10 protein-coding genes, 2 tRNA genes and 1 pseudogene are annotated in these 15211 nt (G+C 66.1%); 8 read left to right on the top strand and 5 right to left on the bottom strand.

The features are described from left to right. Positions 1-129: 129 nt before the first annotated feature. Positions 130-1542 (bottom strand): type I glutamate--ammonia ligase, encoded by a 1413-nt coding sequence (glnA, locus tag MKK49_RS14555; RefSeq protein ID WP_244029596.1) that lies wholly within the window; start codon positions 1540-1542, stop codon positions 130-132. 254 nt (positions 1543-1796) lie between these two features. Then, positions 1797-2135, bottom strand: a complete 339-nt coding sequence (locus tag MKK49_RS14550; protein WP_003600526.1) for a P-II family nitrogen regulator — start codon at positions 2133-2135, stop codon at positions 1797-1799. 220 nt (positions 2136-2355) lie between these two features. Between MKK49_RS14550 and MKK49_RS14545 the strand changes: the two genes are divergently transcribed. Then, on the top strand, positions 2356-3858 hold the full coding sequence (locus MKK49_RS14545) for an NAD(P)H-hydrate dehydratase (protein ID WP_244029594.1): 1503 nt from the start codon (positions 2356-2358) through the stop codon (positions 3856-3858). A gap of 7 nt (positions 3859-3865) precedes the next feature. On the opposite strand, the gene MKK49_RS14540 is transcribed toward MKK49_RS14545, so the two are convergent. Then, positions 3866-5359: a multicopper oxidase family protein gene (locus MKK49_RS14540; protein WP_244029592.1), complete on the bottom strand. Its 1494-nt coding sequence runs from the start codon at positions 5357-5359 to the stop codon at positions 3866-3868. Positions 5360-5572: 213 nt separating this feature from the next. Here MKK49_RS14540 and MKK49_RS14535 point away from each other — a divergent pair. From MKK49_RS14535 to MKK49_RS14505, 7 genes are all read left to right on the top strand, one after another. Then, positions 5573-5657, top strand: a tRNA-Leu gene (locus tag MKK49_RS14535). Between the two features lie 178 nt (positions 5658-5835). After that, positions 5836-7281 carry a trigger factor gene (gene tig, locus MKK49_RS14530; RefSeq protein WP_244029590.1) on the top strand — a complete coding sequence of 482 codons (1446 nt, stop codon included), beginning with the start codon at positions 5836-5838 and terminating at the stop codon, positions 7279-7281. Between the two features lie 132 nt (positions 7282-7413). Further along, positions 7414-8040 (top strand): ATP-dependent Clp protease proteolytic subunit, encoded by a 627-nt coding sequence (locus tag MKK49_RS14525; protein ID WP_026176059.1) that lies wholly within the window; start codon positions 7414-7416, stop codon positions 8038-8040. A 218-nt stretch (positions 8041-8258) separates the two neighbouring features. Beyond that, the gene (clpX, locus tag MKK49_RS14520; RefSeq protein WP_056097220.1) at positions 8259-9530 is read left to right on the top strand and encodes an ATP-dependent Clp protease ATP-binding subunit ClpX; all 1272 of its coding nucleotides are present in this window, start codon (positions 8259-8261) and stop codon (positions 9528-9530) included. A 250-nt stretch (positions 9531-9780) separates the two neighbouring features. After that, entirely contained in the window at positions 9781-12207 is a 2427-nt protein-coding gene (gene lon, locus MKK49_RS14515; protein ID WP_244029588.1) for an endopeptidase La, read from the top strand. Positions 12208-12311: 104 nt separating this feature from the next. Continuing rightward, a tRNA-Val gene (locus tag MKK49_RS14510) sits at positions 12312-12387 on the top strand. Positions 12388-12675: 288 nt separating this feature from the next. Continuing rightward, a complete protein-coding gene (locus tag MKK49_RS14505) occupies positions 12676-13470 on the top strand; it encodes an ABC transporter permease (protein WP_244029585.1) in 795 nt (264 codons plus the stop codon). A gap of 412 nt (positions 13471-13882) precedes the next feature. Here MKK49_RS14505 and MKK49_RS14500 read toward each other — a convergent pair whose 3' ends face one another. Together MKK49_RS14500 and MKK49_RS14495 are read right to left on the bottom strand one after the other, a co-directional pair. Continuing rightward, complete coding sequence (locus tag MKK49_RS14500; protein WP_244029583.1) at positions 13883-14527, bottom strand: response regulator transcription factor; 645 nt, start codon at positions 14525-14527, stop codon at positions 13883-13885. 453 nt (positions 14528-14980) lie between these two features. Next, a pseudogene (locus MKK49_RS14495) lies at positions 14981-15211 on the bottom strand (HlyD family type I secretion periplasmic adaptor subunit); the annotation flags it as partial.

Genomic DNA, 15211 nt, shown 5'->3' with positions numbered 1-15211 from the left:
TATAGGAATATTTACAGATTTGCAGGGTTTGAACGAATGGTGGAACGCGAAACGCCGGAGCCCCTTTCGAGGCCCCGGCGTCGCGTGCGTTAAAAGGAAAGCCGGGCGCGAGCACCCGGCCCGCTCGCCTCAGAGCGAGTAGTACATGGTGAACTCGACCGGGTGCGGGGTCATCTCGTAGCGCATCACTTCCGTCATCTTGAGCTCGATGAACGAGTCGATCTGATCGTCGGTGAAGACGTTGCCCATCTTGAGGAAGGCGCGGTCGCGGTCGAGGTTCTGCAGGGCTTCACGGAGCGAGCCGCAGACGGTGGGGATCTTCTTCAGCTCGCGCGGCGGCAGGTCGTAGAGATCCTTGTCCATGGCCGGACCCGGATCGATCTTGTTGAGGATGCCGTCGAGGCCGGCCATGAGCAGGGCCGAGAAGGCGAGGTAGGGGTTCGCCATCGGATCGGGGAAGCGGACCTCGACGCGCTTGGCCTTCGGGTTCGTCGTCCACGGGATGCGGCAGGAGGCCGAGCGGTTGCGGGCCGAGTAGGCCAGCAGCACGGGGGCCTCGTAGCCCGGCACCAGGCGCTTGTAGGAGTTGGTCGACGGGTTGGTGAAGGCGTTGAGGGCCTTGGCGTGCTTGATCGTGCCCCCGATGAACCACAGGCATTCCTGGCTGAGGTCGGCGTACTTGTCGCCGGCGAAGAGCGGCTTGCCGTCCTTCCAGATCGACTGGTGCACGTGCATGCCCGAGCCGTTGTCGCCGTAGACGGGCTTCGGCATGAACGTCGCCGTCTTGCCGTAGCTCTGGGCGACGTTGTGGATGCAGTACTTGTAGATCTGCATGTGGTCGGCGAGCAGGGTGAGCGTGTCGAACTTCATGCCGAGCTCGTGCTGGGCGCTCGCCACCTCGTGGTGGTGCTTCTCCACCTTCACGCCCATGGACTGCATGGCGGCCAGCATCTCGCCGCGCATGTCCTGGGCCGAATCCTGCGGCGGCACCGGGAAGTAGCCGCCCTTCATCGGGATGCGGTGGCCGAGGTTGCCGCCCTCGTAATCGGTGAAGCCGTTGATCGGCAGCTCGGTGGAATCGAGCTTGAAGCCGGTCTGATACGGGTCGGAGGCGAACTTCACGTCGTCGAACACGAAGAACTCGGCCTCGGGGCCGACATAGATCGTGTCGCCGATGCCCGTGGACTTGAGGTAGGCCTCCGCCAGCTTCGCCGTGCCGCGCGGGTCGCGGCTGTAGGGCGCGCCCGTGGAGGGCTCCAGCACGTCGCAGACGATGGACATGGTGGAGGCGGAGAAGAACGGGTCCATGCAGGCGGTGGCCGGATCGGGCATGAGCAGCATGTCCGACTCGTTGATGGCCTTCCAGCCGGCGATGGACGAGCCGTCGAACATGGTGCCGTCGGTGAAAATCTCGTCGTCCACCAGGGAGACGTCGAACGTCACGTGCTGCCACTTGCCGCGCGGATCGGTGAACCGGAAGTCCACGTACTTGACGTCGTTGTCCTTGATCTCTCTCAGGACTTCGGCTGCAGTCTTGGCCATCCTCGGGGGTCTCCTTCGTTCGCGGCATTCAGCCGTGGTTTTGCCGCCGGCCGCCGAGCGGCCCGCGGTTGGCTCGGGTTTATAGGGTTTTCGCGCGCGGTGGACCCAGGCGGCGAGAAGAAATCGCCCTCGCCGGAGAACAGGACGACGATTCCGTCACGACGAACATGGCCGGCGCCCGCAAGAACGCGAGCCCGACGGCGATGGCCGCGTCGTGTCGGATCGCGCGGTTCCGCGAAGGCCGTGCGAAACGATCAGATCGCGTCGGTGCCGGTCTCGCCGGTGCGGATGCGGATCGCTTCCTCGATGGTCGAGACGAAGATCTTGCCGTCGCCGATGCGACCGGTCTGGGCCGACTTGCGGATCGCCTCGACGGCACCTTCCACCAGGGCGTCCGACAGCACGATCTCGAGCTTCACCTTAGGCAGGAAGTCGACCACGTACTCGGCGCCGCGATAGAGCTCGGTGTGGCCCTTCTGGCGGCCGAAGCCCTTGGCCTCGATCACGGTGATGCCCTGCAGGCCGACCTCCTGGAGGGCTTCCTTCACCTCGTCCAGTTTGAAAGGCTTGATGATCGCTTCGATCTTCTTCATGCCGGGCGGGCCTGACCTCGATGCTGCTCTGGACCACTTTGGTACCATCGCCGTCGGGCCTTCGCCACGCCGTTTTGACGATGGCTGGCCGAAATCTGCACAACGAATGTGCATGCCCTGCAAATCGTTCGGACTCTCGCCCGCCCGTGGATCAGCCGGAGGCAGGGTATGAGTGGCGCGCAGGTACGCACGGTGACCCGGAATCGTGAGGGGATACGAGATGACGACGCGCCTGCTCACGGTCGAAGCGATGCGCCGGGTCGATGCCGCCGCGATCCGGGGCGGTACGCCGGGCGCGCGCCTGATGGAGCGGGCCGGGGAAGCCGTCGCCGCGCGAGCCCGCTGCCATCTGCCGGCGGGCGGGCGCGTCCTCGTCCTGTGCGGACCGGGCAACAACGGCGGCGACGGGTTCGTAGCGGCCCGGCACCTCTCCGAGGGCGGTGCCGCCGTCGACCTCGCCGCCCTCGTGCCCGTCGCCGGCCTCCAGGGCGATGCCGCCGGGGCGGCGGCCGGATGGACCGGTCCCGTCCTGCGGCTTTCCGACGTCGCGGATTTCTCCGCCTACGGCCTCGTGGTCGATGCCCTGTTCGGCGCCGGCCTGTCGCGGGATCTCGACGGGGAGGTGGCCGCCTGTATCGAGCGTCTGACGCGGACGGCCGTGCCGGTCATCGCCGTCGATGTGCCGAGCGGGATCGATGGCGACACCGGCGCCGTCCGGGGCGTCGCCGTGCAGGCCGTCGAGACCGTGACCTTCGTCGCCCTCAAAGTCGGGCACCTGCTCCAGCCGGGACGCGCCCATTGCGGTACGCTCCATGTCGCCGCGATCGGCACCGGCGACGCGGATCTGGATTCCGGGTTCGGATCGGACGCGCCGCTCTGGCGCAACGGCCCGGCCCTGTGGGGCCGAGCGGTTCCGCGCCTGGAGGCGGCGAGCCACAAGTACACGCGCGGCCACGCCCTGGTCCTGTCCGGACCGATCCATCGCACCGGCGCGGCACGGCTCGCCGCGCGCGGGGCGTTGCGGATCGGGGCCGGCCTCGTCACCGTGGCCGCCCCTCCCGGCGCCATGGCCGAGAACGCCGCCCATCTCACGGCGATCATGCTGCGCGCCTGCGGCAGCGCCGACGACCTCGACGACCTCCTGGTGGACGAGCGCCTCAACGTGGTGCTGGCCGGCCCCGGGCTCGGGATCGGCGAGGCCACCCGCGACCTCGTCGCCGTGGCGGCCGCCGCCTCGCGCCGCCTCGTGCTGGATGCCGACGCCCTGACGAGCTTCAAGGGGCAGGCACGGCTGCTCGCCGCCCACATCGCCGACGGCGCGTCGGAGGCGGTGCTGACCCCGCATGACGGCGAGTTCGCCCGGCTGTTCGAGGGCACGGACGCGGTGGCCGACGACCTGTCGAAGCTGGAACGCGCCCGCCGGGCGGCGGCGCTCGCCGGGGCGGTGGTGGTGCTGAAGGGGGCCGACACCGTCATCGCGGCACCCGACGGCCGCGCCGCCATCAACGACCACGGCACGCCCTATCTCGGCACCGCCGGCTCGGGCGACGTCCTGTCGGGCTTCGTCGCCGGCCTGCTCGCTCAAGGGATGGACCCGTTCGAGGCGGCCGCCGCCGCCGTCTGGATGCACGGCGACGCCGGACGCCGCCACGGCCCCGGCCTCATCGCCGAGGATCTTCCGGAGTTGATCCCGGCGGTCCTGCGCGGCGTTCTGGAAACCTGACGGGGCGTCAGGTCACCTCGAACCAGCCCCACAAACCCGTGTCGAACCGCTCCAGCACCGTCGAGCCGATGACCCAGCGGCCGGGATTGTCGGCCTTGAAGGCGATGCGGGCGGTGCGGCCTTCGAGGAGCTGGAAGGTATCGAGCCAGTAGGGCTCCCAGCCGTCGTCGAGGGGGTGGAGCAGGCGGAAGGCGTGGCCGTGGAGGTGGAGCGCCTGGGGGAAGGCGGTGTCGTTGCGCAGGGCCAGCACCACCACCTGTCCGCGCTTGACCGTGAACAGGGGGGCCGTCCCGGCGCTGCCCGACGCACCGTTGATGGCCCAGACCTTTGTCGCGTCGCCCGTATAGACCGGCTCGGCCGCCGGCTTGTCCTTGTCGATGCGTGCGCCGCCGGTCAGCACCACGTCCCGGCGCAGCGCGTTCTGGAGCTTCACCTCCGCCGGCAGGAGCTTGTTCTCTCCGATGGGGCCGATGGCGGCCCGCTTGCCCGTCACCGGCTCGCCCCGTGTGGTGAGAGTGGCGAGCGCCAACCCGTTGCCGACGAGCGCCGTGATGCTGCCCGCGGCGCCGATTTCCCCCGGCATGTCGAGCATGAGATCGTAGCGGGTGCCGGGCGGGAAGGGGAGGGTGGCGCGCAGGGGTTCGAACGTGTCCGTAGGCTGGCCGTCCACTGCCGCGACGTAGACCTTGAGGTTGTCGAAGCGGATGCGGGTGCCGCGCGCGTTGCAGGCATTGGCCAGACGCAGGCGCACCCGGCCGCCCGGTCGGACATCGATCGCATCGGGCGCCGGCTTGCCGTTGACGGTGACGAGGTTGCCGAGCCGCCCCGAACTCGCCGCGAAGGCGGTCTGGCCGAAGGGCAGCAGGGTGCCTTCGTCGGACAGTCGCCAATCCTGCATCAGCACCGTGAGGTCGTGGTCCACGGCCGGTGGCACCGTCTCCTCGACCACCAGCATGCCGGCGAGGCCCCGGCCCGATGGCTCGCTCGACCCGGCCACCACGAGGGGCCGGATCAGGAAGCTGCCGGCGTCGGGCGATACGAACGCGTAGGTGAAGTCGCCCCCCGGCGGGATCGGCGCCTGGGTGAGGCCGCCCACACCATCCATGGGGTTCTGGTTGCGCACACCGTGCCAGTGCAGGGAGAGCGGCTTGTCGGTCTTGTTCTCGACCCGGAGGCGCACGGTCTCGCCGAGCTTGACCCGGACCACCGGCGGCGCGCCGGTGCCGTCGAACGACCAGACCGGGGTCACGACCGCCGGCTCGGGCTTCAGCCGGGTCGTGCCGGGCGCGGCGCTCAGGGTCCGGGCCGGGGCCTCGGGCCTGGATTCGGGCTTCACCGCGAGTGCGGGCTTCGCCGGGGAGCCCGATCTGGCCGGCGCCTGGGCGACGGCCGCCGTCGATCCGAGAGCCAGGGCCGCGACGCCGCCGAGCAGGGTCCGGCGCGAAAGCGCTTGCTCGGGCAGCGGCGATCCGGCGGCGGGCGGCGGGGAACGATGCGGCATGACACCTCTGGCGGGTAGCGGGAACGGTCGGTCGAGGACGCCTGCGCCGCTTGTAGACGCCGGGCCGAAGCACGCCAACCGGCGTCCCGGACCGCCTTTCCGGAGGAGGGTCCACACGGGATCGCACACCCCGACTTTTTTTGCTGCGGCCCGTTGCGCCCGTGCTATAGGACCGCGCTCTGGCGGCGGGATGCGCGCCGGAGGTCGTCGCTTGCGGGCGTGGCGGAACTGGTAGACGCGCTGGTTTTAGGTACCAGTGTCGCAAGACGTGGGGGTTCGAGCCCCTCCGCCCGCACCAGTCCATCGCCGTTGGGAACGGATTGGCTCACCGCGATTGGCCGGCCGGGCCCGCCGTCGCGATTCGGCCTTCGGTTCAGCGTGACATTCTGGCGCCGACCTTCCTCCCGCCCGGTCAACGGGTGGTGGGGACCGACCGAATTTGACGCCATCACACGGACGACAGCGGAAGAACGACCATGCAGGTGACCGAGACACTCTCCCAGGGGCTGAAGCGCGAGTTTCAGGTATCCCTTGCCGCGCATGAGCTCGAGGAGCGCCTGAACAGCGAGCTGTCGACCCTCAAGGACAAGGCCCAGATCAAGGGCTTCCGCCCCGGCAAGGTGCCGGTGGCCCACCTGCGCAAGCTCTACGGCCGCTCGGTGATGGCCGACGTGCTGCAGAACGCCGTCAACGAGGCCAATCAGAAGATCGTCCAGGACAACAACCTCAAGCTCGCCCTCGAGCCCAAGGTCGAGTTCCCCGGCGAGCAGTCCGTGGTCGAGCGGGCGCTGGACGCCAAGGCCGACCTGTCGTTCAACGTGGCGCTGGAAGTGCTCCCGACGTTCGAGCTCGCCGACCTCTCCGACGTCAGCCTGACCAAGCTCGTGGCCAAGCCCTCCGACACGGAGGTCGACGAGGCCATCACCCGCATGGCGTCGTCCAATCGCAGCTTCACCGCTCGCGACGAGGGGGCCGTCGCCGAGACCGGCGACCGCGTCACCATCGATTTCCTCGGCCGCATCGACGGCGTCGCGTTCGAGGGCGGCAAGGGCGAGGGCATCGACCTCGAACTCGGCTCGGGCCAGTTCATTCCCGGCTTCGAGGAGCAGCTCGTCGGCGCGAAGGTCGGCGAGAGCCGCGTGGTGAAGTCGACCTTCCCCGAGTCCTACGGCGCCGAGGCGCTCGCCGGCAAGGAGGCCGAGTTCGACGTGACCGTCACGGCCGTCCAGGCACCGGGCGAGACCAAGATTGACGACGAGCTCGCCAAGGGCTTCGGCATGGAATCCCTCGACAAGCTGAAGGAGGCCGTGTCCACCGCCATCGGCGGCGATTTCGAGGCGCAGTCCCGACGCAAGCTCAAGAAGGAGCTTCTCGACGCCCTCGACACCAAGTACGCGTTCGAGCTGCCCCCCAGCCTCGTCCATCAGGAATTCGCCGCCGTGTGGGCTCAGGTCGAGCAGGACCTCAAGACCCGCGAGAAGACCTTCGCGGATGAGGGGACGACCGAGGAGAAGGCCACGGCCGAGTACCGCAAAATCGCCGAGCGCCGCGTGCGCCTCGGCTTGGTGCTTGCGCAGGTCGGTGAGACCGCCGATATCAAGGTGAGCGACGACGAGGTGAACCAGGCGCTGATCGCCCGGGTCCGGCAGTTCCCCGGCCAGGAGCAGCAGGTCTGGGATTTCTACCGCAAGAACGCCCAGGCGCTTGCCGAGCTGCGTGCGCCGATCTTCGAGGAGAAGGTCGTCGACCATGTGCTCGCGCAGGTGAAGCTCGTCGAGGAGCCGGTCTCGAAGGAGGCGCTGTTCGCCGACGAGGACGAATCCGAGGCATCCGAGGGTGCGTCCAAGACCGAGTCCGGCAAGGACGAGACCGTTTCGACCGGAAGCGACGAGGCCCTGCCTGCCGTCGCCAAGGCCGACTGAGCCCGGTGCTCCTTTCGAGGGCGGCGGGCCAAGAGTAAGGCGGCGTTCACCGCCGCCGTAGTTCGCTGAAACGTCCGGCCCGTGCCCGATTCGCGGCGCGGCCGGACCCCTTGAAGCCTGGGGCACGTGATGATGAGAGATCCGGTCGACTATTATAACTCCGCGCTCGTGCCCATGGTGGTCGAGCAGTCGAGCCGCGGCGAGCGTGCCTTCGACATCTATTCGCGCCTGTTGCGCGAGCGAATCATCTTCCTCACCGGCCCGGTGGAGGATTACGGCGCGTCGCTCATCGTGGCGCAGCTTCTCTTCCTCGAGGCCGAGAACCCCAAGAAGGAAATTTCCTTCTACATCAACTCGCCGGGTGGCGTTGTGACCTCGGGCCTGTCGATCTACGACACGATGCAGTTCATCCGCTGCCCTGTCACGACCCTCTGCGTCGGCCAGGCCGCCTCCATGGGGTCGCTGCTGCTGACCGCCGGCGAGCCCGGCCACCGCTTCGCCCTGCCCAACGCCCGCATCATGGTGCACCAGCCGTCGGGCGGCTTCCAGGGGCAGGCGACCGACATCCTGATCCATGCCCGCGAGATCGAGGCTCTGAAGAAGCGCCTCAACGAGATCTACGTGAAGCACACCGGCCGCGACTACGACACCATCGTCCAGGCCCTGGAACGCGACAACTTCATGACGGCCGACGCCGCCAAGGAGTTCGGCCTCATCGACGAGGTGATCCAGAAGCGTCCCGAGCCCGCCGCCGCCTGAAACCCCGCGTGAGCCGGGCCTCTCGAGGGTCCGGCCGCGTCGTTTCGAGGCGGGACGGCGTCCTCGCCTTGATCCGGACGCGGCAGCGTGCTTGCATCGTCAGTCTGATCCGAACCGGCAGATGCGCGCAGGTGACTGTTTCTTTAGGACGACGCCATTAAATTCGAAGGATGCGTGTGCGCCCCGGACCGGCGCCATGCCCGCGAACGGAGACCGATATGAGCAAGACTGGCGGCAACGACTCGAAGAGCACGCTGTACTGCTCGTTTTGCGGCAAGAGCCAGCACGAGGTCCGCAAGCTGATCGCGGGCCCGACGGTGTTCATCTGCGACGAGTGTGTCGAATTGTGCATGGACATCATCCGCGAGGAATCCAAATCCTCCCTGGTGAAATCCCGTGATGGCGTGCCCACGCCGAAGGAGATCCGCCGGGTCCTCGATGACTATGTCATCGGCCAGGATTTCGCGAAGAAGGTTCTCTCCGTAGCGGTCCACAACCACTACAAGCGCCTCGCTCACGCCTCGAAGCACAACGATGTCGAGCTGGCGAAGTCGAACATCATGCTGATCGGGCCGACGGGCTCGGGCAAGACGCTGCTCGCGCAGACGCTGGCCCGCATCCTCGACGTGCCGTTCACCATGGCGGACGCGACGACGCTGACGGAAGCCGGCTACGTCGGCGAGGACGTCGAGAACATCATCCTCAAGCTGCTTCAGGCCTCCGACTACAACGTCGAACGGGCGCAGCGCGGCATCGTCTACATCGACGAGATCGACAAGATCTCCCGCAAGTCCGACAACCCGTCCATCACCCGCGACGTGTCGGGCGAGGGCGTGCAGCAGGCCCTCCTGAAGATCATGGAAGGCACCGTCGCCTCCGTGCCTCCCCAGGGCGGCCGCAAGCATCCGCAGCAGGAGTTCCTGCAGGTCGACACCACGAACATCCTGTTCATCTGCGGCGGCGCCTTCGCCGGCCTCGAGCGCATCATCTCCGCGCGCGGCAAGGGCACCTCCATCGGCTTCGGCGCCACGGTGCAGGCGCCCGACGATCGGCGCACGGGCGAGATCTTCCGCAACGTCGAGCCCGAGGATCTGCTGAAGTTCGGCCTCATCCCCGAGTTCGTCGGCCGCCTGCCGGTGCTGGCAACCCTCGAGGATCTGGACGAGACCGCCCTCAAGCGGATTCTCCAGGAGCCGAAGAACGCCCTGGTCAAGCAGTACCAGCGTCTGTTCGAGATGGAGAACGTCGACCTGACGTTCCAGGACGAGGCCCTGTCCATGGTCGCCCGCAAGGCGATCGAGCGGAAGACCGGCGCCCGCGGCCTGCGTTCGATCCTGGAGACCATCCTGCTGGAGACGATGTACGATCTGCCCGGCCTCGAATCCGTCGAGCAGGTGGTGATCGGCCCCGAGGTCGTCGACGGCAAGTCGCGTCCCCTCTACATCCACGGGGACCGCAACAAGGAAGCCCCGGCCAGCGTCAGCGCCTGAGCGCTGCGTGACCTTGTCCGGCCCGCGTCACGATGGGCCGGACCGGGGCGGATGCTTGAAAACATCCGCCCCCGCTTCCATCTGAATTCTCAAGCGCGATGGCCGCACGCTCGCCTTTCGAGGTGCGGTGTCCCGCCGCCAGCCGCCCTTTTTAAGATGCTTCCGACCCCTTCGCGGCCCGGTCGGCCCTGGCAGGTCATTTGCTCCCCGGAGGAGTGACCGCCCGGCGTCCATCATGAGGAAGTCCGACATGACTCAACCGAAATCGCGCCAGCCTGTCGTCCCGGGCTCGACGGGCTCCTACGCCGTCCTGCCGCTCCGCGACATCGTCGTGTTCCCGCACATGATCGCGCCGCTCTTCGTCGGGCGCGAGAAGTCGATCCGCGCCCTCGAAGAGGCCGTGCGCACGGACCGCCACATCCTGCTCGCCACCCAGATCAACGCCAGCGACGACGATCCGGCCACCGACGCCATCTACAAGATCGGCACCCTGGCCTCCGTGCTGCAGCTCCTCAAGCTGCCCGACGGCACCGTGAAGGTGCTGGTCGAGGGTGCGGGCCGGGCCAAGATCACCCACTTCAACAAGTCGGATTCCTACTACGAGGCGGAAGCCGAGACCCTGACCGACGAGCTCGGCGACAGTGTCGAGGCCGAGGCCCTCGCGCGCTCGGTCATCGCCGAGTTCGAGAACTACGTGAAGCTCAACAAGAAGATCTCACCCGAGGTCGTCTCCGCCGTCACGCAGATCGACGAGCCCTCCAAGCTCGCCGACACCGTCGGCTCGCACCTCGCCGTCAAGATCGCCGACAAGCAGGCGATCCTCGAGATCCCCACGGTGGCCCAGCGCCTTGAGCGCGTGCTGTCGCTGATGGAGAGCGAGATCTCCGTGCTCCAGGTGGAGAAGCGCATCCGGACCCGCGTCAAGCGGCAGATGGAGAAGACCCAGCGCGAGTACTACCTCAACGAGCAGATGAAGGCGATCCAGAAGGAGCTGGGCGATTCGGAGGACGGCAAGGACGAGCTCGCCGAACTCGAGGAGAAGATCGAGAAGACCAAGTTCACCAAGGAGGCCCGCGACAAGGCGGTGGCGGAGCTGAAGAAGCTGCGCCAGATGTCGCCGATGTCGGCGGAGGCCACCGTCGTGCGCAACTACCTCGACTGGATGCTCGGCATCCCGTGGGGCAAGCGCTCGAAGATGAAGAAGGATCTTCTCGGCGCCCAGGTGATGCTCGACGAGGACCATTTCGGCCTCGACAAGGTCAAGGAGCGCATCGTCGAGTACTTGGCCGTGCAGCAGCGCGCCAACAAGCTCACGGGGCCGATCCTGTGCCTCGTCGGTCCCCCCGGCGTCGGCAAGACCTCGCTCGGCAAGTCCATCGCCAAGGCGACGGGCCGCGAGTTCGTGCGGATGTCGCTCGGCGGCGTCCGCGACGAGGCCGAGATCCGCGGTCACCGCCGGACCTATATCGGGTCGATGCCCGGCAAGATCGTGCAGTCCATGCGCAAGGCCAAGACCTCCAACCCGCTCATCCTCCTCGACGAGATCGACAAGATGGGCATGGATTTTCGTGGTGACCCATCCGCGGCGCTCCTTGAGGTGTTGGACCCTGAGCAGAACTCGACCTTCAACGACCACTACCTCGAGGTCGATTACGACCTGTCGAACGTGATGTTCGTCACGACCGCCAACACGCTGAACATCCCCGCGCCCCTGATGGACCGCATGGAGGTGATCCGCATCGCCGGCTACACCGAGGAAGAGAAGCTCGAGATCGCGCGCAAACATCTGATCCCGGGTGCCGTGAAGAAGCACGGCCTCGACACCAAGGAATGGCAGATCGACGATGCCGGGCTGCTCATGCTCATCCGCCGCTACACGCGGGAGGCGGGCGTGCGCAACCTGGAGCGCGAGATCTCCAACCTGATCCGCAAGGCGGTCAAGGAAATCCTCATCACCAAGGTGAAGGCGGTCGCCGTCACCGAAGAAAATCTGCCCGTGTTCCTGGGGGCCCCGAAGTTCCGCTACGGCGAGATCGACGAGGAGGATCAGGTCGGCGTGGTCACGGGTTTGGCCTGGACCGAGGTGGGTGGCGAGTTGCTGACCATTGAGGGTGTCATGATGCCCGGCAAGGGCAAGATGACGGTCACGGGCAACCTGCGCGACGTGATGAAGGAGTCGATCTCGGCCGCGGCGTCCTATGTCCGCTCGCGGGCCGTCGATTTCGGTATCGAGCCGCCGCTGTTCGAGCGTCGGGACATCCACGTCCACGTGCCGGAGGGCGCGACCCCGAAGGACGGCCCGTCCGCGGGCATCGGCATGGCCACCGCCATCATCTCCACCCTCACGGGCATCCCCGTGAAGAAGGATGTGGCGATGACCGGCGAGGTCACCCTGCGCGGCCGGGTGCTGCCCATCGGCGGCCTCAAGGAGAAGCTGCTGGCGGCTCTGCGCGGCGGCATCAAGACGGTGCTGATCCCGGAGGAGAACGCCAAGGACATCGCCGAGGTGCCCGACAGTGTGAAGAACGGGATGGAGATCATCCCGGTCTCGCGGATGGATCAGGTCCTGAAGCACGCTCTGGTGCGGGTGCCGGAGCCCATCGAGTGGGAAGAGCCCGCCCCGCCGGTCCGTCCGGTGATCGGTGAGGACGAGACCGCCACGGTCATCGCTCACTGAGCTGCTGAAGCCACAGAAGGCCCCGGAGGAGATTCCGGGGCCTTTCTTGTGAGAGCCCTGCAGCTTGCATGGCAGCGGCTGCTTCGCTACGAAGCGGCGCATCCGGGCGGTTAGCTCAGTTGGTAGAGCGTCTCCTTTACACGGAGAGGGTCGGGGGTTCGAGTCCCTCACCGCCCACCATATGGATCAATGGCTTGGCCCCGGGTCTGTTGACCTGCCTCATGGATCTGTAGGCGCATCGTCAGCATCACGGCTCAGACGTGCCGCTTCCCCACGCCCTGGCGCGTCGAGGAAGATGCCGAATGGCGAGGCGCACGGGGGCGTGGTGAGGGGAAGCGGGCTTGGGTGTGCCGGCTCGGCCTGACATGCGGGCGGGGGCTCACGCGATCGTCCGCGGCTGGTGCGGACGCGCATTTTTGACCAGATCTGGCCTTACGCGCAGTGGACGCCCTTCCGCTGAGATTCCCTATGGTCCCCTTCGAAGCGAAAACCCACGCCCCACGAAGCGATTGGGAGGTCTACGCGCATGTCATTCATGCGCTGATGCTCCGCGACATGCGGACCCGCTTCGGCGCCTCATACTGGGGATACTTCGTCGTCGTCATGTGGCCCGTGGCGCATATTTTCCTCATCGTCGGCCTGATGGTCGCTCGCGGGATTTCGGCGCCGCTGGAGGGGGGCACGGCCCTGTTTATCGCCACCGGTGCAGTTCCCGCGTTGGTGTTCCAGTACACCTCCCGCGAGGCGATGAAGGCGATTGGCGCCAACAAGCCACTGACCTATTATCCGCAGGTCAAGCTCTTCGATCTCATCGTTGCTCGATATATTGTTGAGACAGTCAAAGGATTCACAGGTCTCATTGTCGTATTTTTGATATTGATCTGTTTCGGTGTCGACCCGAGACCGCCCGAACCAATCATGGCCGTTGGCGGATACTGTGCCGCTTTGCTCTTGGGTCTCGGAATCGGCGCGATCAACGTGGGAATTTTGTCGTTCTTTCCTGGATGGCAAATTGGATATATCCTCGTGACGATCTCATTTTACTTGACTTCAGGCGTGTATTTTCTTCCTCAATTCATGCCACCCCAGATCTATGAGGCGATGAAGTATAACCCGATCGTCCAGATCATAGAGTGGGTTCGCCTCGGATATTATCCACAACTGGGAGTCGAGGTAGACTACTTGTACGTCCTGGGATGGGGATTTGGCTCGTTGAGCATCGGTCTTATCATGGAGCGGACTCTGGTTCGGCGTTTGGCGTGATGGACTGCCAAAGGCATCCTGCCCATCTGTTCGGAGGCTGCGTCCCAAGCGCGTGATAGCGCCGGTCATCGTCGCGCTTCCGGGCTCTCCGTCCGGTTCGTCGGCTTCGATAAGCCCTCGTCGGAGCGCGCCATCATCCGGGCGTCGCCATCGACGAGGCCGGTGACCCGATGGTCGATGGTGGTGATGTGCGAATCGGCGCAATAGACCCGCCGGCTTCCAGGATCGTGCCTTGAACTGGCCCTGGTTTCAAATCTGAGGCGCCGCACGCGAGAACGGATGGTGACCGGGCGTTCGATGCGGTCTCTCGGCATGCGTCGCACGGCTCATGGGTGCCGATACGGTTCATGGGCTCCGATCGAGCAACCGAACGTTTCGCCCGCGCCTGTCGGGGCGTCCGGTGGAATGACGATCAGGAGCCGATGTGCAATTCGAAGGACTTGAGGGCCAGTTCCGTTCTGTTTCGAACCTTGAGCTTCTTCATGATGCTGCGGATGTGAACCTTGACGGTGCTCTCGCACATGCCGAGATCGTAGGCGATGATCTTATTGGGGCTGCCTTTCCGAATCGCTGTGATGATCGCCGCTTGCCGGGGCGTGAACGGCAGGCTGGCGACGGGTGGTGCGGGGAGGTTCGGATCGGTCCTCTGCGCCGTGATGACACTGTCGGGGGGGACATAGGACCCGCCCGACAGGATCAGGCTGATGACGCCGTTGAGGATGCGCAGATTCGAACTCGTCGGGAGAATGCCCCGCGCTCCGAGCTCGAACACCTTGATGGCCGCATCGGCACCGGCCGTGTCGCAGATGACCAGAACCGGGCAGGATCGGCACGCGCCGCGTAGGACGGTCAGGTCGGCGACGATGTCGAGGTGGCTGCTTCCCCAGAGTATGATGAGGTCGCAACCGCGTGTCGAGACGAGGTCGGCGCAGCCCTCCACGGACGGCAACGTCTCCACGTCGTAGGCCCACGATCGCATGGCTTGGGCAAGGCAATCCCGGATGAACGTGCGGTTGTCGATGAGAACGACCAGCCGCTGATCGGGCCGGTCCGCCATGCCGAATCCGCCCCCCCCCGTATCGGACCTCGGCCCGGCCCGCGATTCCTGGTTGGACCCAAGCCTCGTCGACGGACCGGTGTCCGCCCTATCGGGAGGAAGTGCCCTGGGCGGGCCCGCTTCCGGCTTTGCGATGGCCTTCACGGCCGACGTTTCGAGAAAGACTCCTGCGCACATCTCGCAATTGAGACTCCAATGAACCAATATTCGATACGGCAATTCTGACACATTGAAGCTGAAAGTAAATCAGATTTGTGGAAAACTTGACAAGTAATCGCAGATTGGTGAAAGGATTAATTTCCTTATTTTGCGCATTCCGATTGAATTTCGACCTTTTTTAGAGCTGCATAAGAATGAATACCGAATGAATTCTGGTAATATCTCGCTGGGCGGGTCGTGGCGACGTGGTATGCACCACCGCGTCGGCGATGTCTTGCGAATACGAGCCGAGACTCAGCGCTCGCGCCATGCCTTGGCGATCTGATCGGTGAGGGGCTTCGTCAGGTAGCTCAGGACCGAACGGTCGCCGAGCTGCATGTAGGCTTCCACCGGCATGCCGGGGATGAGGCGCACGGCGCCGAGACGGGCGGCCTGGTCCGGCGGCAGGCGGATGCGGGCGGTGTAGTGGCTCATGCCGGTCTTCGGATCGGTGGTCACGTCCGCCGAGACCCGGCTCACCACCCC

Source organism: Methylobacterium sp. J-090 (assembly GCF_022829345.1).
Lineage (GTDB): Bacteria > Pseudomonadota > Alphaproteobacteria > Rhizobiales > Beijerinckiaceae > Methylobacterium.
Note: the sequence above shows the minus strand (reverse complement) of the source record. Positions and strands in the feature narration are given on the sequence as shown.

What these genes read in the sequence shown, in the direction of transcription:
- MKK49_RS14505 (WP_244029585.1), top strand. Translation starts at nt 12,676, where the DNA reads ATGGTCCCCTTCGAAGCGAAAACCCACGCCCCACGAAGCGATTGGGAG.
- MKK49_RS14545 (WP_244029594.1), top strand. Translation starts at nt 2,356, where the DNA reads ATGACGACGCGCCTGCTCACGGTCGAAGCGATGCGCCGGGTCGATGCC.
- glnA (WP_244029596.1), bottom strand. Translation starts at nt 1,542, where the DNA reads ATGGCCAAGACTGCAGCCGAAGTCCTGAGAGAGATCAAGGACAACGAC.
- clpX (WP_056097220.1), top strand. Translation starts at nt 8,259, where the DNA reads ATGAGCAAGACTGGCGGCAACGACTCGAAGAGCACGCTGTACTGCTCG.
- MKK49_RS14500 (WP_244029583.1), bottom strand. Translation starts at nt 14,527, where the DNA reads ATGGCGGACCGGCCCGATCAGCGGCTGGTCGTTCTCATCGACAACCGC.
- MKK49_RS14550 (WP_003600526.1), bottom strand. Translation starts at nt 2,135, where the DNA reads ATGAAGAAGATCGAAGCGATCATCAAGCCTTTCAAACTGGACGAGGTG.
- MKK49_RS14525 (WP_026176059.1), top strand. Translation starts at nt 7,414, where the DNA reads ATGAGAGATCCGGTCGACTATTATAACTCCGCGCTCGTGCCCATGGTG.
- tig (WP_244029590.1), top strand. Translation starts at nt 5,836, where the DNA reads ATGCAGGTGACCGAGACACTCTCCCAGGGGCTGAAGCGCGAGTTTCAG.
- MKK49_RS14540 (WP_244029592.1), bottom strand. Translation starts at nt 5,359, where the DNA reads ATGCCGCATCGTTCCCCGCCGCCCGCCGCCGGATCGCCGCTGCCCGAG.
- lon (WP_244029588.1), top strand. Translation starts at nt 9,781, where the DNA reads ATGACTCAACCGAAATCGCGCCAGCCTGTCGTCCCGGGCTCGACGGGC.